This window comes from Arthrobacter sp. E1SS-5, assembly GCF_057073715.1.
In genome coordinates this window covers 1,089,482-1,111,218 of record NZ_CP172703.1, presented here as the reverse complement: position 1 = coordinate 1,111,218, position 21,737 = coordinate 1,089,482, and the positions used below count along the sequence as shown (strand labels likewise).

The 21,737-nt window shown below is 63.7% G+C and carries 18 protein-coding genes and 3 pseudogenes; 13 read left to right on the top strand and 8 right to left on the bottom strand.

Annotation, left to right across the window (positions count from 1 at the left end; genetic code table 11):
* Window positions 1–139: 139 nt before the first annotated feature.
* From ACIGJD_RS05240 to ACIGJD_RS05230, 3 genes are all read left to right on the top strand, one after another.
* Window positions 140–1,333 (top strand): helix-turn-helix domain-containing protein, encoded by a 1,194-nt coding sequence (locus ACIGJD_RS05240; protein WP_483688606.1) that lies wholly within the window; start codon window positions 140–142, stop codon window positions 1,331–1,333.
* A 168-nt stretch (window positions 1,334–1,501) separates the two neighbouring features.
* A complete protein-coding gene (locus ACIGJD_RS05235) occupies window positions 1,502–2,830 on the top strand; it encodes an MFS transporter (RefSeq protein ID WP_483688605.1) in 1,329 nt (442 codons plus the stop codon).
* Between the two features lie 98 nt (window positions 2,831–2,928).
* Window positions 2,929–4,218 carry an ArgE/DapE family deacylase gene (locus ACIGJD_RS05230; protein ID WP_483688604.1) on the top strand — a complete coding sequence of 430 codons (1,290 nt, stop codon included), beginning with the start codon at window positions 2,929–2,931 and terminating at the stop codon, window positions 4,216–4,218.
* A gap of 74 nt (window positions 4,219–4,292) precedes the next feature.
* Here the strand turns inward: ACIGJD_RS05230 and ACIGJD_RS05225 are convergent, their stop codons facing one another.
* The 3 genes from ACIGJD_RS05225 to ACIGJD_RS05215 all read right to left on the bottom strand — a co-directional run bounded on the left by ACIGJD_RS05225 (window position 4,293) and on the right by ACIGJD_RS05215 (window position 7,983).
* Window positions 4,293–5,135 carry an esterase/lipase family protein gene (locus tag ACIGJD_RS05225; protein WP_483688603.1) on the bottom strand — a complete coding sequence of 281 codons (843 nt, stop codon included), beginning with the start codon at window positions 5,133–5,135 and terminating at the stop codon, window positions 4,293–4,295.
* 294 nt (window positions 5,136–5,429) lie between these two features.
* Window positions 5,430–6,179, bottom strand: a complete 750-nt coding sequence (locus ACIGJD_RS05220) for a GntR family transcriptional regulator (RefSeq protein WP_483688602.1) — start codon at window positions 6,177–6,179, stop codon at window positions 5,430–5,432.
* A complete protein-coding gene (locus tag ACIGJD_RS05215; protein WP_483688601.1) occupies window positions 6,163–7,983 on the bottom strand; it encodes a gamma-glutamyltransferase family protein in 1,821 nt (606 codons plus the stop codon). Before ACIGJD_RS05215 ends, ACIGJD_RS05220 begins: the two co-directional genes overlap by 17 nt.
* 167 nt (window positions 7,984–8,150) lie before the next feature.
* On the opposite strand from ACIGJD_RS05215, the gene ACIGJD_RS05210 reads away from it, so the two are divergent.
* Entirely contained in the window at window positions 8,151–8,879 is a 729-nt protein-coding gene (locus ACIGJD_RS05210) for a YoaK family protein (RefSeq protein ID WP_483688600.1), read from the top strand.
* 101 nt (window positions 8,880–8,980) lie between these two features.
* Here the strand turns inward: ACIGJD_RS05210 and ACIGJD_RS05205 are convergent, their stop codons facing one another.
* Entirely contained in the window at window positions 8,981–9,640 is a 660-nt protein-coding gene (locus ACIGJD_RS05205) for a DUF3841 domain-containing protein (RefSeq protein ID WP_483688599.1), read from the bottom strand.
* Window positions 9,641–9,827: 187 nt separating this feature from the next.
* On the opposite strand from ACIGJD_RS05205, the gene ACIGJD_RS05200 reads away from it, so the two are divergent.
* The 5 genes from ACIGJD_RS05200 to ACIGJD_RS05180 all read left to right on the top strand — a co-directional run bounded on the left by ACIGJD_RS05200 (window position 9,828) and on the right by ACIGJD_RS05180 (window position 14,274).
* Window positions 9,828–10,817, top strand: a complete 990-nt coding sequence (locus tag ACIGJD_RS05200; RefSeq protein WP_483688598.1) for a 2-keto-3-deoxygluconate permease — start codon at window positions 9,828–9,830, stop codon at window positions 10,815–10,817.
* Entirely contained in the window at window positions 10,814–12,016 is a 1,203-nt protein-coding gene (locus tag ACIGJD_RS05195) for a four-carbon acid sugar kinase family protein (protein ID WP_483688597.1), read from the top strand. The genes ACIGJD_RS05200 and ACIGJD_RS05195 overlap by 4 nt, the downstream gene beginning before the upstream one ends.
* Window positions 12,016–13,017 carry a 4-hydroxythreonine-4-phosphate dehydrogenase PdxA gene (gene pdxA, locus ACIGJD_RS05190; RefSeq protein WP_483688596.1) on the top strand — a complete coding sequence of 334 codons (1,002 nt, stop codon included), beginning with the start codon at window positions 12,016–12,018 and terminating at the stop codon, window positions 13,015–13,017. The genes ACIGJD_RS05195 and pdxA overlap by 1 nt, the downstream gene beginning before the upstream one ends.
* 120 nt (window positions 13,018–13,137) lie before the next feature.
* Window positions 13,138–13,911 (top strand): DeoR/GlpR family DNA-binding transcription regulator, encoded by a 774-nt coding sequence (locus ACIGJD_RS05185; RefSeq protein ID WP_483688595.1) that lies wholly within the window; start codon window positions 13,138–13,140, stop codon window positions 13,909–13,911.
* 60 nt (window positions 13,912–13,971) lie between these two features.
* A complete protein-coding gene (locus ACIGJD_RS05180) occupies window positions 13,972–14,274 on the top strand; it encodes a YciI-like protein (RefSeq protein WP_483688594.1) in 303 nt (100 codons plus the stop codon).
* 59 nt (window positions 14,275–14,333) lie between these two features.
* Here the strand turns inward: ACIGJD_RS05180 and ACIGJD_RS05175 are convergent, their stop codons facing one another.
* Window positions 14,334–16,865 carry a DUF4268 domain-containing protein gene (locus tag ACIGJD_RS05175; protein ID WP_483688593.1) on the bottom strand — a complete coding sequence of 844 codons (2,532 nt, stop codon included), beginning with the start codon at window positions 16,863–16,865 and terminating at the stop codon, window positions 14,334–14,336.
* A 489-nt stretch (window positions 16,866–17,354) separates the two neighbouring features.
* Here ACIGJD_RS05175 and ACIGJD_RS05170 point away from each other — a divergent pair, with 489 nt between their 5' ends.
* From ACIGJD_RS05170 to ACIGJD_RS05160, 3 genes and pseudogenes are all read left to right on the top strand, one after another.
* The gene (locus ACIGJD_RS05170) at window positions 17,355–17,930 is read left to right on the top strand and encodes an HNH endonuclease (RefSeq protein WP_483688592.1); all 576 of its coding nucleotides are present in this window, start codon (window positions 17,355–17,357) and stop codon (window positions 17,928–17,930) included.
* Between the two features lie 133 nt (window positions 17,931–18,063).
* Window positions 18,064–18,915, top strand: a pseudogene (locus ACIGJD_RS05165) (zinc-ribbon domain-containing protein); the annotation flags it as partial.
* A 123-nt stretch (window positions 18,916–19,038) separates the two neighbouring features.
* Window positions 19,039–19,521, top strand: a complete 483-nt coding sequence (locus ACIGJD_RS05160) for a DUF559 domain-containing protein (protein ID WP_483689432.1) — start codon at window positions 19,039–19,041, stop codon at window positions 19,519–19,521.
* Window positions 19,522–19,687: 166 nt separating this feature from the next.
* Here the strand turns inward: ACIGJD_RS05160 and ACIGJD_RS05155 are convergent.
* Both ACIGJD_RS05155 and ACIGJD_RS05150 read right to left on the bottom strand, forming a co-directional pair.
* A pseudogene (locus ACIGJD_RS05155) lies at window positions 19,688–19,969 on the bottom strand (AAA family ATPase); the annotation flags it as partial.
* 41 nt (window positions 19,970–20,010) lie between these two features.
* On the bottom strand, window positions 20,011–20,511 hold the full coding sequence (locus ACIGJD_RS05150; protein WP_483688591.1) for a hypothetical protein: 501 nt from the start codon (window positions 20,509–20,511) through the stop codon (window positions 20,011–20,013).
* 183 nt (window positions 20,512–20,694) lie between these two features.
* On the opposite strand from ACIGJD_RS05150, the pseudogene ACIGJD_RS05145 reads away from it, so the two are divergent.
* Window positions 20,695–20,971 (top strand): annotated as a pseudogene (locus ACIGJD_RS05145) (transposase); the annotation flags it as partial.
* Window positions 20,972–21,143: 172 nt separating this feature from the next.
* Here ACIGJD_RS05145 and ACIGJD_RS05140 read toward each other — a convergent pair.
* Window positions 21,144–21,629 carry a hypothetical protein gene (locus ACIGJD_RS05140; protein WP_483688590.1) on the bottom strand — a complete coding sequence of 162 codons (486 nt, stop codon included), beginning with the start codon at window positions 21,627–21,629 and terminating at the stop codon, window positions 21,144–21,146.
* Window positions 21,630–21,737: the final 108 nt, after the last annotated feature.

The following is a 21,737-nucleotide window of genomic DNA, read 5'->3' as shown; positions in this document are numbered from 1 at the left end:
TCCGGATGGCGCGGAGGGTTCAGGGCAGGGGCCTGGAAGTGGCGCTGCGCTCCATTCAACTCTGTAATTTTGCTGCCTTCAATGGACATCAAACGCGGCCTTGGCGCCCTAACTTAGGCTTTTGCATAAAATGGGTTGCATGACACCCCACGACAACGCTGCCGCGCGCCCCTCCGGCCCGGTGATCAGGGAGTTCAATCCGGGCCGGCCCATGGAGCCGGAATGGACGGAACTGCTGGAGAGCCTCTGGAAGGAACGCTCCCGGCTGGTGGATGACTTCCTGGAACGCTTCTCCGCGATCTCCTACGGGGACGCACTGGTTCCCCAGGATGACGTGTACCGGACTGCCGCGGACACCATGGACATGTTCCTGTACCAGATGGCCGGGTTGGAGCTGCCCACGGACCTGCAGACCCTGCCCCGGGAGGTGGCGGCCCGCCGGGCGCGCCAGGGTGTGCCGCTGGACGCATTTCTTGAAGCAATCCGCAATGACTTCCGCGTTCTCTGGAGGGGATTGGAACGGGTGGCCCGGGACCAAGGGATCAGTGTCCTGGTGGCCAACATGGACCGGGTCCTGGACGCCGTAGAGGGGTATATCAGCAGCATCCAGCAGGCCTATGCCGAGGAAGAGGCACGGCTGGCCCGCAACAAGCAGCTGTACCGCCAGCGCCTGCTGTCCCGGCTGTTCAACGCCGAAGCAGGCAGTCCCGGCGATACGCAGGACCTCGCCACGGCCCTCGGAGTGCAGGCCACCGGTACCTTTGAAGTGCTGGCGGTGACCTCCGACGCGGTGGCGCAGGCCCAGCGGCAGTTCGAGCCGGACCACCGCATCTATATGTACGAGAACACCGGCGTCCTGTATGTCTTTCGCCAGCAGCGCAAGGGCCGCACCTGGCGCGAGGAAGGCCCAGGCTTCCCCGCCGGATACGTGCCCGATGTTGACGGGCTGGCGGCCGTCCCGGCCGCTTCCGCATCGGCGCTGGTGCTGGCGCGGCAAAAGCCCCGGGGCACCGGGCTGGCCACGATGGAGGATACGTGGATGGGCATCGCCGGGGGCCTGCTGGAGCAAAAGTTTCCGGGCTTTTCCGCCCCCATAAAGCAGGCCCTGGACAGGTGCACACCGCTGGAACGCCAGCGCCTGTTGCAGGTGGCGTGCAGTTACGCCCGGACCGGATCCATCAAGGAAACCGCGGAGGAACTGTTCTGCCACCGGAACACCGTGGTCAACCGCCTGCACAGCCTGCACGAGGTCATTGGCCTAGACCTCACCGTCCCGGCGGAGGCCGCGCGGGCCCTTGTTTCGCTCAGCCGATACAGCGAATTCACGGATTGATTTGTGAAATTGCCCATCTAGAGGCCGAAAAGTGGGTGGAAATTGTCATTGTTTAGGGCTTTATCACTCACCTAATGTCGAAGGAACCACCGCAGCGAGCAGGCCAGCGCCTTTCGACCGCCGCGGGACCGGGACGCAAGACTCAACCCGCTCGAAAGGGCCCACGCTGTGACCACCTCGAATTCACTCCCCACCGCCGCAGGCGCTCCTCCGGTGATCTCCGGCAAAGACGCAGGAAAGATCGCCCGCGCCGCCTTCGTCGGAACCGCCCTGGAATGGTACGACTACTATCTCTTCGGCACGGCCGCTGCGTTGGTTTTCAACCGGCTCTTCTTCACCAACATGGACGCCACGGCAGCACTGCTGGCCTCCTTTGCCACGTTCGGCGTCGGCTTCGCAGCCCGACCCCTCGGTGCCATGATCTTCGGTTATATCGGCGACCGGTACGGACGCCGGCCGGCCCTGCTGACCACCATCGTCATGATCGGCACGGCCACTGCCCTCATTGGCCTGTTGCCCGACTTCGGCAGCATCGGCCTGGCTGCACCCATCATGCTTGCCATACTGCGACTGGTCCAGGGCCTCGCCGTCGGCGGCGAGTGGGGCGGCGCCGTGACCATGGCTGTGGAGCACGCCCCGGTTGAAAAGCGCGGCCGGTACGCCGCCCTGGTCCAGGTGGGCTCGCCGGTGGCAACGTTGCTGGCTTCCGGCGCCTTCTCACTGGTATTGCTGTTCCCGTCCGAAGCCTTCGATGCCTGGGGTTGGCGTATTCCGTTCCTGCTGGCCTTCCCAATGCTGGGTATCGCGCTCTGGATCCGCTTGAAGGTGGAGGAATCCCCCATCTTCAAGGATCTGCTGGCCCAGGGTGAAACGGCCAAGGTGCCGGCGTTCGAGGTCTTCCGCCACGCCGGCGGCCGGCTGCTCATCGCCGTACTCGCCGCACTGCTCGGCGTCGGCGGGTTCTACATGATCACCACCTTTGCGGTGAGCTATGGCTCCAACACCCTCAAGGTGGACCGGAACGTCATGGTCAACGCAACACTGGTTGCCGCAGTGGCCCAGATCGGCGTCACCTTCGTGATGGGCCGGCTCGCCGAGAAGATTGGACCGGGCAAGGTGACCATGTGGGGCGGCATCGTCAGCGCCGTCATGTCATTTCCCCTCTTCGCGATGATCGACACCAAATCCCCGTGGATGATCACCCTGGCCATCACGGTAGGCATCATGCTCATCGCGGTTGCCTACGCCGTCAACGGCGCACTGCTGACCGACCTGTTCCCGGCGAAGCTGCGCTACTCCGGCGTGGCCCTGGGCTACAACATCGCCGGTGCCACCAGCGGGTTCATGCCCCTGCTGGCCACCGCCATGTTGGGCATTTCCGGCAACCAGTCGTGGGGTGCAGCCCTGATCCTGGCCATCATCTCCCTGCTCACCGCCGTCGGCGGGTTCTTCGGCGAGCGCCTGCGCGTCCAGGACAAGAAGCTCGTCACCAGCTAGGACGGACGGCCGCGGCCCTTAAGCCGTTGTCCCACTCACACCAATCACCCAAGGGGAGCCGTCCGGCGGACGGCTCCCCTTCCCGTTAGGAGTCCACCATGCTCAATGATGATCAGACCCGCCGCATCCTGGATGCGGTGGACGCTGCCTTCGACGACCAGCTTTCCTTCACCCAGGACCTTGTGAAGCACCCGTCCCTGCGCACGCGGGAGGGCACCGCGCAGGACCTCATGTACGGGGCCATGGAGGGCCGCGGCCTGGAGATGGACCGGTGGGAACTGAACACTGAAGAACTGTCGGCCCATCACGGTTTCGGGCCGGTGACGGTTTCCTATGACGGGATGACCAACGTCGTGGGCACCTACCGTCCGGCCGAAGAGCGGGGCCGGTCCCTCATTCTGAACGGCCACATCGACGTGGTGCCCGAGGGCCCGTCCGAGGCGTGGTCCCGCTCCCCCTGGGACGCACCCATCATCGACGGATGGCTGTACGGCCGCGGTGCCGGCGACATGAAGGCAGGCCTGGCGGCTAATCTCTTCGCTTTCGATGCTGTCCGCTCCGCAGGGTTCGAGCCGGCAGGCCGCATCCACTTCCAGTCCGTCGTCGAGGAGGAATGCACCGGCAACGGTTCCCTTTCCGCCATGATGCGCGGCTACGAGGCCGACGCCGTGATCATCCCCGAACCCGAGGAGGACATGCTGGTGCGGGCCAACGTGGGCGTGCTGTGGTTCAAGGTCAGGGTCACCGGCAACCCAACGCATCCGCGCGAAATGGGCACCGGCTTCAACGCCATCGACGCCGCCTACACTGCAATATCCGCCCTGCGCGAGGTGGAGGAAAAGTGGAACGCGGACCGCGGACAGCACCGCTACTTCGAGGACCTTGACCACCCCATCAACTTCAACTTCGGCGGCATCGCTGGCGGGGACTGGCCTTCCAGCGTCCCGGCCTGGTGCGAGTTCGATGTGCGGGCTGCAATCTATCCCGGCATTGTCGCGGAACAGGCCTGGCAGGAACTCCAGGACTGCCTCGAGTCCCTGGGCCGCGGGCCAGACACAATCACCGCCGTCGGCGAAAAGACAGGGTTCTTCTCCGAGGGCTACGTGCTGGAGCCCGGGACTGACGCCGAGGCCATGCTGCAGCGCACGCACGCACAGGTGTTTGGCCGCGAGCTGGAAAGCTTTACCACCCCGGGTTACCTGGACGGCCGGGTCTTCGCTCTTTACGCCGATACGCCCGCGCTGGTTTACGGCCCCGTTTCTGAGGCGATCCACGGGTTCGACGAACGCGTCTCGGTCGAGTCCATCCGCCGGATCACCAAGAGCATCGCGCTGTTCATCGCCGACTGGTGCGGCATTGACGGGCAGCCGGGAACCCCGGTGCAATAAACCACGACGGCGGGTGGCCGGCTTTTGGAAGCCGGGCACCCGCCGTCGTACTGCTGATGGTCCCCCGTCCGGCGCTACAGGCAGACGGGCTGGTAGGCAGGGTCCGCCGGACCGGACGGCTGGGCAAGGGCGTTGCCTACGAGCTGGTGCACCACCGGATCATTGGGCGCCTGGTCATGTTCAATCACGTCGGCCGGGCACTTGTCCTGGATGGTGATGTTGGTGACCTGCCGCGCGGAGCCGTTCAGGAACTGGCTGTTGTAGGGGATCACCACCTCGTCGTGGGTGGTGGAGATGACGGTGTAGGCGGGGCCTGCGACGGTGTCGCCGATGGAGTTGAGCTCCTGCATAAACGGCGAGCCGGCCTGCTGATCTGCACAGGCGGCGCAGCCTGCGGCGGTGTAGTCCGGCGTGGGAACCAGGTCCGGCGGCGGCAGGATCACGCCTTTGGTGCCGTGGTTGGACGGGGCGATGCCGACGAGCTGGTGTACGTACTTGGCCCCGCCCAGGAAGCCCATGTAGTACCGGGGCATCATGCCGCCCTGGCTGTGTCCCACCAGGTCCACCTGCTTGGCGCCCGTCGCGGAGCGGACCGCGTCCACGAAGGGTGCCAGCTCCTTGGCGGAATCTTTCACGGGAGCTGTGGCGTAGACGCCATTTGTCTGGCCATAGTTGAGGGCGAAGACGCAGTACCCCTGGCTCTTGAGGACCGGCGAGAGCGTGGACCAGTTCTTCTCCATGCTCTCGAACGTTCCGGGCACCAGGACCACCGGATACGGATGCGCTGCCGACGGTTTGCAGGACCAGTCATTGGCACCTGGCGGGGAGATATCAACGGCGTGGGCGGGGACTGCAACCAGGGATGAGGCCAGGACTGCGGCGGCAGCAACGGACAGGGCCCGGGAAAGGAATGACATGGAAACCTCTTTGTTCGTCTGTCTTTGGGCGGCCCGAGCTGATGGCTTTGGGGGTGTCCATCAGTTCCGGCCGGGGTTTCCCATGCTGGCAGCGCTGCCGCTCCTCCGCAGCGGAAGTGCACGGATGTGCGGCGAAAAAGGGTGCGAGGATGTGAGGCTGTTGCCACCTAATCGTGACGCAGAACACAGCGTTGTTACTGGTGAGAAGGTAGTTTTCGTAGGCCCCGGCGTTGGTCGGCCTCCCACAGGCAGCTGCACGAATGTGCAGCTGCCTCGCTATGCTCACCCCCGGAATCAGGCCCTAGTATCCGCGGGCTGGCCCCCTGAAGGCTCCATCGGCGTCGCGGGTGGCACATCCTTCTCCGTAAACCGGCTCAGGTATCCGGACCGGGACCCGTGGACGTGTGCGGCCATCCCCTGCTCGGCTGCCTCGGAGTTGCCGGCGTCGATCGCTGCCATAATGCCCCGGTGCTCGGCCCAGGATCGTATGCCGCGGGAGTCCACGTCGGAGGCGTAGAGCCACTCGATCTTGCCGGAAATCTGGCGGAGCAGCGCGGTGAGGGACGCGCTGCGGCTGAGTTCAGCGACCCCCAGGTGGAACCGGATGTTCAGCTCGGGCAGGAGCTCCACCTGCCCGCTTGCCACCGCTTCATCGCCCTCGTCCAGGATCGCCGCCAATTCCCGCCGCGTCTCCCACCACTGGGTATCCGGGCCGCCAGCGGAGAACTGGGCGGCCGCCCGCCGGGCAGCCCGGCGGGCGGTGGCGGCTTCCAGGGCCTCGCGCACGGCGAAGAGGTCGTCGGCGTCGTCCACGGGTATCTCTGACACCGTGGACCCGGCGAAGGGCTTCGACTCAATGAAGCCCTCCACCTCGAGTGCCCGCAGCGCTTCGCGCACAGGTACCCGGGAGATCCCGTATGTCGCGGCGAGGGACGCCTCGGTGATCCGTGTCCCGGCGGGAAGCTTTCCGAAGATGATGTCCCGCCGGATCTCGTCCTGGACGCGGGCCCGTGGGGTGGGGTCGCCGCTAGCGTCCTGCCGCATACCCCTGCGCTCCCCTGGGGTTGGCGGCGGCCATGAGGACATCCGTCTCGGGATCACGCACCACCGAGGACAGGCGGCCGAGCGCCCAGTCCCCGGCCCGGGTCACCACGTGGCCACGTTCCTCCAGTTCATTGATCACGTCGTCGCCCAGGCGGTCTTCAACCACGGCACCGCCCGGCGTCCAGGTACGGGGCCAGAAGGATCCCGGGATGGAGGTGGTGTGGAGGGCGGGTGCGTCCACGGCCTGCTGGGGCTCGTAACCGCCCACGATGGTGCGCAGCAGGTACAGCAGCTGCCACTGGTCCTGCTGGTCACCGCCCGGGGAGCCGAGGGCGGTCACCGCTTTGCCGTCCTTCAGCACCAGCGTGGGCGTCAAGGTGGTCCGGGGGCGCTTGCCGGGGGTCAGGGTGGACGGTGCGCCTTCCTCCAGCCAGGTCATCTGCAGCCGGGAGCCCAGGCAGAAGCCGAGTTCGGGGATGGCCGGGGAGGACTGGAGCCACCCGCCGGAGGGCGTGGCGGAGACCATGTTTCCCCACTGGTCCACGACGTCGATGTGGCAGGTGTCCCCGCGGGTTTCCCCGGTGGGCATCACCGTGGGTTCGCCAACGCCGGCGAAGGCAGGCTCGCCGTTTTCCGCGAGCGACGGCGGGAGGTACTCCGTGCGCAGCGGCGGGACGAAGGGTTCGTGGCCGGGGACGTTGCCGGGCCGGAATTCGTGTGAAGCCTTGTCGCCGATGAGCTTGCGGCGTTCCGCCGCGTACTCGGCGCTGAGCAGGTAGTCCATGGGCACTGTGGCGTCGCCGTAGTAGGCCTCGCGGTCGGCGATGGCCAGCTTCTGCGCCTCAAGGATGGTGTGCGCGCCGATGGCCGTGGACGGGTCCAACCGGTCGTCGTCGAACCCGTCCAGGATGGCGAGGGTCTGCAGCAGCGCCGGGCCCTGCCCCCAGGGCCCGGTCTTGGCGATGGTGTGGCCGCGGAACCTGAGGGTGGTGGCGGGTTCGTAGCCGGCGGAGAAATTGGCGAAGTCCGCTTCGGTCATGACGCCTGCGTGATCGGTGCCGGACGAGTGGCGGTGCGGCTCGGCGAGGAACTTCACTGCGGCCTTGGCCACGAAGCCCTCGCGCCATTCCCGGCGGGCGGCATCGATGCGCGCTTCCCGGGAGACTGCCGCGTCCGTCTCTCCGGCGGCGACGAGCCGGTCCATGACGTCGGCGTACGCAGGGTTCTTGACGATGTCGCCGGCTGCGGGGATCTTCCCGTCCGGCATCCAGAGGGCGGCCGACGTCGGCCAGTGCTCGGTGAAGAGGTCGGCGACGGTTTCGATGGTGGTGCCCACGCGGCCCACGACCGGGTGCCCGTTGCGGGCATAGCCGATGGCGAAGGCCAGCACGTCCGCCAGCTCCCAGGTGCCGTGGTCCCGGAGGAGCAGCAGCCAGGCGTCGACGGCGGCCGGCACGGCTGCGGCGAGCGCGCCGGCGCCGGGCACCAGTTCCAGTCCTTCGGCCAGGTAGTGCTCGCGGGTTGCGGCGGCCGGGGCAGGGCCCTGGCCCATGAGCACCATCGGTTCCGACGGGTTGTCCGCCGTAACGAACACGCCGGTCATGTCCCCGCCCGGGCCGTTCAGGTGCGGCTCCACCACGTGCAGGACGAAGGCACCGGCGACCGCGGCGTCGAAGGCGTTGCCGCCGCGCTCCAGCACCGCCTGGGCGGAGGCGGTGGCGAGCCAGTGGGTGGAAGCGGTCATGCCGAATGTGCCTTGGAGGGTGGGGCGGGTGGTGAAGCTGCCTGGGGGCGTGTAGGTCACTTGCTATGTCTTTCGGCTGGTGGCGGCGGAGTTTGCGGGCGCGCAGGGCGTCGGAACGGAGTCACAATCAACTCCTATGACCGAGCACGGAAACTGGATTGAATACAATCCCTGAACGAACATATCGTTGGTATACCTTCGGTTCAAGGACGTATTGGAGAATTCCGGTGAGGAAACTTTTCTTTGGCTCGGCTGAGCGGCTGCACCTCGTGCTGATGCTGGCCCTGACGTTTTCCACCGGAGTGGTGGACGCGATGGGCTACCTGGGCCTGGACCGCGTGTTCACCGGGAACATGACCGGCAACGTGGTGCTGCTGGGCATGGCCATGGCCGGCGGAACCAGCCTCCCGGTGCTGCGGCCGGCGCTGGCACTGGCCTTCTTCATGCTGGGCGCAGCCCTGGCAGGGCGACTCCTCCGGCGCAATGGCGAAGGCTGGTCGCCGCAGACCTCCGCCGCCCTGTCCGCGGTATCGCTGGGCCTGTGGGCACTGACGGTCTTCGTGCTCCTGGCCCCCGTACAGGCCGACCACACACTCGGCAGCATCGTCACCAGCGCACTCGCCCTGCTCATGGGAACCCAAGCGGCGACGGCGAAGCGCCTGAAGGTCGCGGAGATCACCACCGTGGTGGTCACCTCCACCATCACCGGCCTCGCCTCCGATTCCCGGCTGGCAGGCGGCAAGGGAACGTTCTGGCAGCGGCGTGCGCTGGCCATCGCCCTGATCATGCTGGGCGCCTTGGCCGGGGCGGCAGCACTGCATGTGCACCTGGCGCTTGCACTGGCACTGGCTGCGGTGATCGCCACGGCAGTCACGGTGACGGGGCACGTGGCGCATCACCGCGCGGCGGCAGCAGCCAAGACCGGCGCGGAGAGTCCCTCGCTAACCCGGGACTGAGCGCATTCGCAGGGGGCAGGCGGCCACTGCTTGGCGGCCGTGATTCGCCGAGTCCCTGCCCGACCGGTTCTCCTCCAGCCAACAATGGCTTCGGGAGACCTTTAGCCGAGCCGCACAGCTCCGATGACGTCCTCGGCGCGCAGGACGTGCGCGGTTGCCTGCACGACGTCCCACCTGCCGTAGGTTGAGGGGTCGAGGAACTGCTCCCAGCTCCGCTCGAGATCCCTGCGCAGATCCTCGGGCCACTCCCGGAATCCCTTGTGGAGCACACCGGCTGCCCGCTTGCGCTCGTTGAGTTCGTCCCAGATCCAGTCCAACCGCGCGCCATAGTCATCGTCGCTCTCGCCCGGCAATTCAAGCACGTGAGGTGTGGCGCCCAGGGCGCGGTGCCAGTCCGAGAAGTGGGACAGCAGAACCCTTTCCCGCTGGATCCGGCAGGTCAACAGGACGTCGCCGCGGTGCTGCCTACAACTGTCCACCAGGTACTCGCGGGTAATGCGCGCCCAGAACCAAAGGGCCCCGTCGCCGCTGGTGGGAAGGCGGCGGTCCATCTCCCGGAACATCCACGCATAGGCGTCGGCGAACAGCGGCTCCGCTCGGCTCGAATCCGGGATGAGTTGCCCGGTGGACAGGAGTTCCTCCAGGGCCTCCTCGGGCTGGAAGGTGTGGAGCAGGAGACGGTCGGCCTTCAGGTCGTAGCCGACGCGGCCTGCGGGAACTGCACGGTCCGCGCGGGCGCTGGTAACGGGAAAATTTGGCACGCGCTGAGCCTACGGCTGGCAGCTGACAATGACGACGGCGGGCGGCCGGACTGCACGCCAACCTCCCTCACTTGCGCGGTTCGCGCAGCAAGCCTTGCGCTAATCGCGCAGGAGTAGCTATGATCTACATCATGCTTCGGGCCTGCAGCCCGACCTCCCTCTCCCCCACACAACAATGAGGTTGCACATGTCTGTCCCCATCAAGGCCACCATGGAAAAGGTTCCTGGCGGCATGATGCTCATCCCCCTGCTCATCGGCGCCGTGCTCGGCACCTTCGCCCCGGATTCGGCCAAGTTCTTCGGTTCCTTCACCGGCGCGCTCTTCACCGGCGGCACCACCATCCTCGCGGTGTTCTACGTATGCATGGGCGCCAGCATCGATATCAAGGCCACCCCGTACATCCTGAAAAAGGGCGGCGTCCTCTTTGGCAGCAAGGTCCTGTTCGCCATCATCATCGGCGTCGTCGCCGGCCGGTTCATGGGTGAACTCCCCATCGACGGCGGCCTGCTGTCCGGCCTCTCCGTCTTGGCCATCCTGGCCGCCCTCAATGACACCAACGGCGGCATGTACATGGCCCTCATGGGCCAGTACGGCAAGCCCAAGGACGTGGCGGCCTACTCCGTGATGACGCTGGAATCCGGCCCCTTTCTGACCATGGTGACCCTCGGCGTCGCAGGTCTTTCGGCCTTCCCGTGGCAGGCACTGGTGGGTGCCATCATCCCCCTGCTCCTCGGCGCGATCCTGGGCGCCCTGGACCCGGCCATGCGGAAGTTCCTGTCCTCCGCGGCACCTGTGCTGATTCCGTTCTTCGCCCTGGCCCTGGGCTTCGGCCTGAACCTGGGCCAGGTCCTCAACGCCGGACTGCTCGGCGTGGCCCTGGGCCTGTTCGTGCTCATCGCCGGAGGCGCCGTGCTCTTCTTCGCGGACAAGCTGACCGGCGGGTCGGGCATTGCAGGCCTCGCGGCAGCCACCACGGCCGGCAACGCGGCCACCGTTCCCATGCTGGTGGCCGCTGCCAACCCGGCCTACTCCGCTGCAGCCGGCCCGGCCACCGTGCTGGTGGCCGCTTCCGTAGTGGTGACCGCCATCGGCTGCCCCCTCATGGTCGCTTGGTACGCTAAGCGCCTGAAAGCCAAGCAGCCCGTGGAAACCCCCGAGGTGTCCCCCGCAGTATGAACACCACCGCAGCCAAGCGCTGGGCCATCATCGCCGACGACCTGACGGGAGCGGCCGATGCGGCCGCAGCCTACGGACCCACCCACAGCAGTTCCGTGATCCTCGATCTGGACTCCACGTGGCCGGACGCGGACATCCTCTCGGTCAACACCGAGAGCCGCTACCTTTCCGCCGAAGATTCAGCAGCGGCCGTCACTGCCGCCGTCGCACGGGCGCTCGAACAGGACCGGCAGGTTTTCAAGAAGATCGACTCGCTGCTTCGCGGCAACGTCGGTGCCGAGGTTGCCGCAGCACTGGCTGCCGTCAGTGGCGGCGGCAGCGGCCTGGCCATTGTGGCCCCCGCCTTCCCGGGCACCGGAAGGACCACGCTCGGCGGGATGGTTCACGTCAACGGTGCGCGAAACGCGCAGGGCAGCTTCGACGGCGACATAGCGGCAGCCCTCGCCGCCGGAGGTCTTTCTACGGAACTAGTGGACCGGGAAGCACACCCCACCCCGGCGGACCTGGCCACGCACCTTCGGGACATGCAGGACCGCGGAACTGACGCCGTCGTACTTGACGCTGTAACTGACGATGATCTGAGGCGAATCGCCGCCGCGGCGGCCCTGCTGGACTTCCCCACGCTCCTGGCGGGTTCCGGCGGGCTGGCCGGGCACATTGCCCCACGCGGGGAAGGACAGAATGTCCTTGCGGACCAGGCGCGGTGCGTGACGCGTACGCTGACGGTGATCGGCAGCTATTCCGGCCTCGCCCGGCAGCAGACGGATGCGCTGGTCGCCGCAGGTGCCCGGCACATCACGCTGGACCACCAGACACTCGAGGATCCGTCAGTCGCGCGCGAAGTTGCGGCGGCGATGCTGCGGACGGACGTGGTGTTGACGCCGGATCCCATGGGCGCCGTGGACAAATCGCAGGCGCTGGTGGTGGCGGATGCGCTGGCACGGGCCACTGCGGCCGGCGTCGAACACTGCGAGGCACTGGTCCTGACGGGAGGGGAAACCGCCACGGCCGTCCTGAAGGCCCTGGGTGCCGGAAGCTTCACCGTCCTTGGGGAGATCGAGCCGGGCGTCGTCATGAGCCTGCTGCCGGAGCCCCTCCCCCTGCTGGTCACCAAGGCCGGCGCGTTCGGCGATGCCGGCACGCTGGCCAGGACCACACAGTTTTTCTCTAGCACAACGACTGAAATGAGTACCAAGTAATGGGACGCCCGATCGTAGCCATCACCATGGGTGACGCCGCCGGCATTGGCCCGGAAATCATCGTCAAGGCCCTGGCGGACAGCGAACTCCGGTCCAAGGCACGGATGCTGGTCGTCGGCGATCTCCGCCGGCTGCAGCTCGCCGCGGACATCGTCGCCAGCTCGCTGACCCTGCGCAAGGTGTCCGAGCCGTCGGAGGCACTGTTCCAGGAGGGCACCATCGATGTGCTGGACATCGATTGCATTCCGGCGGACCTCGCCTGGGGTGAGCTGTCCGCCGCCGCCGGACACGGTTCGTACCTCTTCATCGAGAAGGCCGTGCAGCTGGCAATGGACCGCCAGGTGGATGCCATCTGCACGGGACCGCTAAACAAGGCGGCCCTGCACGCGGCCGGACACAAGTTCCCCGGGCACACGGAACTCCTCGCCGAACTGACCGGCACCGAGGAAGTGTCCATGATGCTGACCGCGCCGAAGATGCGCGTCATCCACGTGACCACGCACATCGGCCTCATCGACGCCATCGCCAAGATCAACGGCGACTTGGTCTACCGGACCATCAAGCGCGGGTATGAGCTGCTGCGCACCTCCGGCATCGAGAACCCCCGGATCGCCGTGTGCGCCATCAACCCGCACGCGGGCGAGAACGGCCTGTTCGGCTACGGCGAGGAGGCGGAGAAGATCCAGCCGGGCATCGAGAAGGCCCAGGCGGACGGCATCAACGCGTTCGGCCCGCTCCCGGCGGACACCCTGTTCTTCCTGGCCGGCCGCGGCGACTTTGACCTAGTGGTGGCCCAGTACCACGACCAGGGGCACGGCCCCGTGAAGGTGCTGGGCCTGGAGAACGGCGTGAACATCACGGTGGGCCTCCCCGTGGTGCGGACGTCCGTGGACCACGGCACGGCCTTCGACATCGCCGGCAAGAACATCGCAGACCACGAGTCGCTGCTCGAGGCGCTGCGGCAGGCAGTGGACCTGGCACCTGCCCGCGACGAGGCCTAAGCACTATCAGAAGCGAAACGGCCGGTCAGCGCTGCTGGCCGGCCGTTGCCGTTAATGCAGGGGGCCGGAACTAGCATGGGTAGCACTGCCACCGCCATGCCCACGGGAAGGAGACCGGGAATGCTCAGCGCAAACGCGCGGCGCGAGGAGATCTACCACCTTGCCGTGACCACTGGCCTTGCCTCCGTGGAGGAGCTTTCCGCCAAGTTCGGGGTGACCGCGTCCACCATCCGCCGCGACCTGGCGCTGCTGAATTCGCAGGGCCGGCTGGCCCGTACGTACGGCGGAGCGATGGCGCTGGGCGCGCACCCGGAGGCGTCGCTGCGGCAGCGCACCGGCGAGGCGTTCGAGCAGAAACATGCCATTGCCCGCTGGGCGGCGTCGGTGATCCAGCCCGGGGAGAATATCCTGCTCGACGCCGGCTCCACGGCGGGTGCCCTGGCGCACGAGCTGCGGGGGTTTGATCGGCTGTCCGTGACCACGCCGGGCCTGAATACTTTGCAGGAGCTCGCCGATAGCGACGGCATCGAGGTGGACTGCCTGGGCGGCCGGCTCCGCGGCGTCTCGCAGAGTTTCGTGGGGCCGCTGGCCGAGGCGGCGCTGGAGCGGATGAGCTTCGACCGGGTGTTCCTGGGCGCCGACGCCGTCACCGCCGAGGATGGCATCTGCGAGGCCGACCACGCCCAGACCCGGCTCAAGGAGCTCATGGCCAGGCGTGGGCGTGCGGTTTATGTTTTGGCGGACTCATCCAAGCTTGGACTTCGGCCTTTTCATGCGTGGGCCCGGCTTACTTTGCCCTGGACTTTGGTGACGGACGACGGCGCCGTCCCCGCCCAGGTGCAGAAGTTCCGCGACGCGGGGGTACAGGTTGAGGTGGCCTCCGTTTCCGGCTAGGTCCCGCTGGGTAGGCTACTTCTACAACGAAAGAAACCCCCGAACGATATGGAGACGCTCATGCACGCCGTGCTCGAATACACCTACGCCGACGACTACCTTGAGTCCCGCGAACAGCACCGCGCAGACCACCTCCGGGCCGGGTGGGCAGCAGTCGAACGGGGCGAGCTTCTGCTGGGCGGGGCAATTGGCGAGGGACCTTTCAAAGGGTTGCTGATCTTCACCGGCGAGAACCCGGTTGAGGCCGCAAAGGCCTTCGCCGCAGCCGACCCCTACGTGCTCAACGGCGTGGTGACAGCCTGGACCGCCAGCCCGTGGACAACGGTGCTCGGGAACGAAGCCGCCACGCCCGTGCGCCCGTAACCATCGGCCGGCCCCAGTGGGGCAGGACTGGATGTAGAGGACGCCACGCGCGGCAGCCCCTACAGATACTTACCTAAAACACCCGCAAAGGTGTCGCCGGTGGCAACAAGCCATTCGACCAGTTCTTGTGACTGGTGCGGGTCAAGGAAGTCGCCCGGTCGAGCGACGAAAAGCGCGGACGCCTTACGGCCGGGCTTTTCGTCCCACTCCAAGCCAAAACCCAAGTCGGCTTCGATAGCGTCGCGTTGGCCCAGCAACTTCAGGTACAAGCCCTTGTCGTTTCGAATCCAGAAATGCGCCGAGGCATTTTTCTTCTCGGAGTTGACTTGGAGGGAGATGACTCCGCGAGAGTCTCCCATGCCTACGTCGTACCAGTTTTGAGGGAAGGGCTTTCGCCAAGAAACTATGTTCGTTGCGTTGGCAAGACCGTGGTCGCGGACCCGTTCGAAGAACTCGATTTGGGACTGCTTTAGCATGCTCCGGCTATCTCCACGAGGCTGGCTACCCTCTTTTCTCCGGCGCACGGCAACGGCCTCCTCATCGACGTCGAGACCCGCTGCTTCCGCCAGTTCCTTCGCTCCGATAAATTGCTCAGGAAGTGCGCGGCCATCTGCATCGAACCTTAGCCCTTCCTCTTCAAGCACCACACGTGGGTCATCCAAGCGACCGGGCTCAGTCCATCGGAAGCCGGGTGAAATGGTGCCTCCAATCTGCAGGACTCGCCAAGCGTTGGCCAGCGGATAGTTTGCCAGGATCCCAGCTAAGGGCTGAGCCCAGGTGCCGGCGACGATCGCTACTTCGCCATACGAAGTCCACCGCCCTGGTGGAATCTCGGCGATGATTGCCGCAATCTGGGTGCGCAACGCTGAAGGCTCGTAGTCCACAAGGCCGAGACTTTCGTCCGGCCCCGGCCACAACTCAATGATCTTCTCAGCTAGTTCAGCGCTACGGGACCTGATCTCGTTTACGCCCCACGTGGAATGCGATGCGATGGACTGGTTCATCGACAGGCCGCTCTTGCCGAGCATGTCGCGTTTCTCGTCGAACGGCTTGTTGCTGAGTTCGCTGTTGTACCCGCTTAACGTGAGGTTACCGAGGGTATGGACCAAGCGCTCGTGTTCGTATGCAATGTCGGCTTCAGGGCTGAACCCCTCGGCAAATGTCTCGCGCACGGGTTCGGTCATCTGTTGCGGTAGAACATGCTCGATAGTGAGGTGCTTTGGATCAAGCTCAACGATTTCCTTTGGCCGATAGGCCTCCTCAAGCCACTGGAGAATCAGCTTTTTCTGTGGTCCCCGGCCCTGCCAATAAAATGCCACGGTCTGGGCGGCTTCTCGGACCTGCTCATCAGTCGCGAAATGCTTACGACCGCGAGACAAGTACTCACGTAAAGCAAGGTCAACATTTGCCGCGTCACTAATCGCGCTGACAGCCTGGAGCAAGGTTCGGTTGAGGTTGGCGGTAGCCCGCCCGATTACAATCCTTCTCACAAAGTAGGACTCAAGATAGGTCAGCGCACGCACCACTTCATCGTCAGCTGCCGTTCCCGCAGCCCGTCGCGCAAGGATTTGCATGACCACCGGATAGGCTGTGGTGGAACCCCACGCCCTTATTCTTGCCAGACGTCTCCGGATCTGAGTGTGCTTCTCACCAGCAGGCTCAAGAATAGTCGCCAGCACATCACCCAACTTGGCGATACGGACGATTTCAGCCTCTACCTCAGACACAGTTTCCAGCTTTTCGAGCCGGCGCTGCTGTCCGATGTAAGTATCAGATTGCTTAGCGCGCTCGTCACGCTGTGCTAGGTCAAGCCAGAACAACAACTCGAGGTTTTCGGAATCCAGTTTCCTCTCAAGCGGAAGCCAAATATTGCCATAGACGGCGTCAGCACGGTCGCCAAGCCTCATAAAAAGGTAGTTCTTGAGCAAGTCGCTCTGTGTTAGCCGAAGCCCGGTGTTGTTCAAGGACTCGAAAATCCTATGCGCATTATCCGAGGGTTCAGCTGTGACCACCACCAGTGCCAGACCCCGCACCACTGCCGCCTCGAGTAGCTGCAAATCGTGGGGGTCGTCCGAATCATCAATTCCGGCGATCTTAGAACGAAAGAACCTGTATGCGTTGCCGATGGAATCTTCCCCGCCAGCCTGGGGCGCACGGTTGAGTACAGCCGTGTAGGCGGACCGGTCCGTCTGGGTGGGCAAAACCTTCATTGGTTTTCCGCTGTCGAAGACATTGATCAGGTACTGGGCATCGATACCGTTGGCTCGTTCGGGCTGTCCCGTTTCCATCAGATGGTCGCGAAGTGCCGCCAGTAGAAGTGTCAGCGTGGTCAGACGCTGCTGACCGTCAACGACCAGGAACTTGTTGACCCCGATGGCGCCGACGTCTGGGCTGCTCGCGAGTACGAGCGAACCGATGAAATGTGAAGCCTGAGGATTTTCCCCAAGTGCTCGCTCCAATTCCAAGACGTCCAACCACAACTGCTCAAGCTGCCTTTTACCCCAAGAGTAAACACGCTGATATAGCGGAACCTGGTATTGCTTTTTGCCCTCGAGGACGCCGGCCAGCGTCCCGTTTTCCGCTCGAACCACTCGCGCCTCCCTCTAGTACTGGAATGAGGTTACAGTCAAAGGTCCCCCTGCCCCACGAGCCTCGCCTAAGAACGCGGCGGCCTCAAAATTACTCTTCTCCTCGCCGCTTCAAAGGCTTGTTGATATTCACAGGCGAAAACGCGCTTGAGGCCGCCAAAGCCTTGGCTGCCGCCGATCCCTGCGTGATCAACAGCGTCGTGATGGCGTGGACTGTCAGCCCGTGGAGCATAGTCCTGGGAAATGAAGCGGCCTCTCCGTGCGCCCGTAAGACCCAAAGTTGCGCCGAAGGGACACTCGTCGCGGTGCCGTCCCGACCGGATCGCCAGGTCCTGCGCAGCGGGCCCCATCTGGCTTACCCCGGCCAATCGTTCGGTCCAAAGCTTAGGAAAAACTGAGCTAAACCTGGGACATCGGCCTGGGCGAGGACTATAGGATTTCGTGGGCATCCCTGGCAACGGACGCCCGGCGAACAAAAATGGGGGTTTATAAATGCAGGAACTCGGCCGCATCTACTGGACCCGGCAAGGCCTTCGTTTGACGTACTCGGCGGTGTTGGTTTGGCTCGCCGCCTCGGTGATGACGGCACTCATGGCAAAGGGAACACCGGTTTCCGGATCGGGGCCATCCGTCGCCGCTGGAGCGTTGCGCGGCATTTTTGACCGCGTCGTCTCCGCAGCTGCACTCCCCGTTGTAGTCGTAGTCGTGCTGGGTATCGCCGCAGCCGTGATCACACGGCGGGATGTGCGACGCCGCGACCCGGTTCGCCGATTCACCCGCCAGCAGCGCCGCGAAGGGATGGCCCGGGCCAACGGCCTATGCGAGTTGGAAGCCGGGTTCGGTCGTCGCTGCGGCCGCCCGGCAGAGCATGGCGACCACTTCTACCCGTGGTCCAAGGGCGGCTCCACCAGCCTGCAGAACTTTGTCGCGGCCTGCGCCAAGTGCAACCGCACCAAGCGCGCCAACATACCGTCACCCGGCCAACAGCGCCGGATGGAAAGACGACGGCGGGAGTACCTGCCGCCGTCGTCATCAGTCAGTGTGGGCGAACGCCAGCCGCTCCCCTAACCGAGCCAGTCAACACGATGTCTGGAGCAGTGGGGCGCGTCGCCCGGATTTTCGGATACACCTGCTCGGACAAGCTCTTAGTCTGCCAGTTTCGACCATCTCCACGTCGATATCGCCCTGAGAAAAAGGCAAAGTGACCACAAACGACAGTGCTTTATCCACCCATAACGCAAACCTGAAGCGGAAGAATCCTGTTCGCGATGAGGGTGAGAGATCCCTGGCGCACCTTCTTCCCGCCATCGCGGCGCAATGGGACAAAGATAAGAATGCATTTCCCCCGACACATGTGCGGCCGGGAAGCAACAGGAAGGTGTGGTGGATTTGCGAAAAGGGACACACCTGGCTAACGACGCCGTATGTACGGGCAAAAGGTCACGGCTGCGGGGCTTGCAGTGGAATGAAGGCCAGCGACGAAAACAACTTGGCCGGGGCCCGTCCGGACCTTGCAGCTACATGGCACCATCAGCGGAATTGGACGCAGCTAGGCAGGTCTCTCACTAACACAACTCCCCAATCAAACCGCAAGGTCTGGTGGATATGCCCGAAAGATAGAAGCCATGAATACGAAGCTTCTCCGTCCGCGCGATTTCGCGGTAGCGGGTGTCCGTTCTGTGCTGGAAAGAAGGTCAACGATTCCAACAGTGTCGCTGGCGTGAGGCCGCTCTTAGCAATGGAGTGGGACCCCCGAAATGAAAAAGGACCAGGCGAGGTCGCTTACGGGAGCGACTACAGAGCATCCTGGATATGTCGAAAAGACGCATCACACAGGTGGGAGGCTGTCGTCAGTTCCCGTCCGGCAGACGGAGCAGGATGCCCTTTCTGCAGTGGCAGGCGCCCCACCGATGAGAACCGCTTAAGCATCAACCGACCCCAGCTGGCCCAACAATGGCATCCAACCAAGAACGGAAAACTTACACCCACAGAAGTGTCCGTAGGAAGCAGTCGCCGTGTTTGGTGGGTGTGCCCGCAAAACGCTGAGCACGTCTGGTCGAGCTCTGTCGTTGCTCGCGCACGGGATCAGGACGGCTGTAAATGGTGTGCACCGGCAGTGAGGTCTAGAATTGACGTCGCGCTCGCATGTGAGTTCGAAGCGGCGTTCCCGGGAGAAGTGGACCCTCAAAAACAGAAGCGGATTGATCTGGGCCACAACCGACCGCATACCGTGGACATTTTCATCGAATCATTGAAGCTTATAGTCGAGTTTGATGGCTCCTATTCTCACCAGGGCAAATCGCATGAACAACGCGACACCTCAAAAACGAAAAAGCTTTGGGACGCCGGGTTTCGGGTGATTCGTATTCGCGAAGAGCCCTTACCCCTTTTGGACGACAAGCATGACATCGCCATCTCGCTACAGAGGGTTCCGGATGCGCGGGCCATAACCACTTCGGTCCTCCAACATATGGTCGAGCTTGACTGGATCCACCCACAAATCGCTGCTCGCCATCTGCAGACCTCCGCCGCAGATGTCGCAGAGAAGGCCTCCGCGCTTTATGAATCTCTGCCTTCCACCGAAAAATTTGTGCCCCTGAGCGCAAGGGCCTCAAGAAAACGGAGAGCCACTGTCGAACATCTATCGACTTTCTTCTAACTACACTGCGCCTGAGAACTCTGGATTGTTGTGCATCGGTTGCTCGACTTCAGAAGCATAAGGATAGACGATACGGCCTTAATATTGCGCCGGTCACCTGTCCGTGATGCAGCAGTTCCAGTCCCAGAAGCCGCACGCCAGAGCCCGGCGGGCAACCGAAGCCATGTCAATCCAGGAGCCAGCGCTTCCAGCGTCGCTGTCCGGGTTCGGGTTCCGGATCCTCCCCCAGGGCCAGCGCCGACTGCACGATGTCGCCCGCGGTGAGCGTCATCACGGCATCCCGGTCGAAGGCGTCGAGGCTTTGCCCTTCGGCAAGCGAGAGCCGCAGCGCCTGGCGGTTCAGCGCCTGCTCGAACAGGGCGCGGGCAAACCGCGCATTGCCGGAGTCCTCCCTGGCCTCGAGTCCTGTGAAGATGCGGCGCAGCATCTCCTCCGCCCCCGGCTCCAGCATTTCCCGCATAGGACGTTGTTCGCAATTGTGTCGTTGATCTACTTTGTTGCTCTGGGATTAAGCCATTCATCAAAGACATCGAAAAGACGACGCACTGAATCCTCGTCAAGGATGTCATACTCAAGAAAACCGACACCGTGGTGTCCCTTTCCTTTCAGATCGCGCACCTCCGGCAGGCCAACATAATTCTCGGGCTCTACGGGCAATACGATCCTTGGGTGATCCCTGAACCCTTTGACTATGCACGCAAAAATCTGTGACCTTTGCCCCTTAGTGACATAATGGGGAGAAACCTCCGATTGTTCACGTCTGTACCCTAAATAAGTTAAGCGATTTACGTATTGAAGCCCCGGGTTCCGTTCTCGTAACCCGTAATCGATCGACTCGAAGAGCTCGAGAAATGTTTTGCTGGCATTCGGAAAAATTCTTTGCATATACCAACTCTGCGGGTGAATATGGAGGATATTGTGAAGTAATTCCTCCGAGGTGACTCCCTTTCTACGAGACGCAGCTGCTAGAAAATCGTCGATATCGCTCATTACAGCCTTCCTCCAGCTCGTTTGCGCCGCGAGGACCACTTACTGCGTCTATGCCTTCAATGACCGACCGCTCGTAACCTCCAGCCCTCCTAGCTTAGACGCGAACATTGCACGTGTAAGGCGGGACTGCCCCCGGTTTTGTTACTCATTGATCTAGCGAACTGTGCTCGTGGAATGTCGACCATGCCCGCGGCATATGGGCCGGAGCTCTGCAAGGATGTTATTGATGTGGTCCGTAGCAGCGCGGCGGCGCTGGCGCAGATTGCGAGGGAGCTCGGGTTTTCGCCACCACCCTCAATCACTGGATTACGGTCGCCGAACGTGGGTATGTGGCCCCGGGCCCGTGACCGTGGAGGCGGCCGAGGTGCGGGAGTTGATGATGTGAAACCGGTTGTCGGAGCAGGAGAAAGAGATTCTGCGCCGGGCTGCTGCCTATCTGGCCAGGGACATCAACCGAAAGTGATCTGCCCGCCGGTGCAATGGCAACGACGGCGGGAAAACTCACACCCGTCGAATATAAAAAATCAACCGGACCGCGCTTACAGCGGCTTAGGACGTCGGGTATCAAAGCCGGGGGCATTCCCGAAACCGATTCATAAGGCGGGTGAACTCCGAGCCAGCCGCTAGGCAAATCATTTTCGGCGTCTGTGAATGATCCCCAGTTCTGTCCGGCAAAGGTCTTGTAGCTTTGCCACGCCGGACATCACCGCAACATTGCGTTGTTCCAGCTTGCCCGCCCGTCCTGGATCATCAAGCTCAAGGGCGACCGCATCCTTGACGAGCTCAATGAGCTCGTTCCCTACAGCCCTCGCAGCCCTACGTACATCTTCGTCTCCCACCAGAAGTATTCGGGCGAGGGGAAGGCGTTGGTCTTCCATAGCTCTCTCAAGACCAGGGACGTCTGTGGGACGCGTTAGCGGAACTTTGTCGTAAGCGGTGTAGACGGCGTCAATGAAGGATGAATAAACTTCAACCTTTTCGTTCCTAAGCCAACGGTCGTACTCTTGTGTCTGCTCAGATTTCATCTTGTGCAGCCCGAAGGCTCCATTGATAATTGCCGCCCCCGCCGCCCCGCCGATAAGCGACAGAAGAGGCACCAAGTAAATTTGAAGCTCCATAGAGCCAACGTTAGCTGTTTCCCTCCAACAACCTGTATAGGTATGCATTGATAACGTGCTCACACGAGTTCAGGGGTTAGACGGATTCGTTCTGCCCCCTTGTGGTAG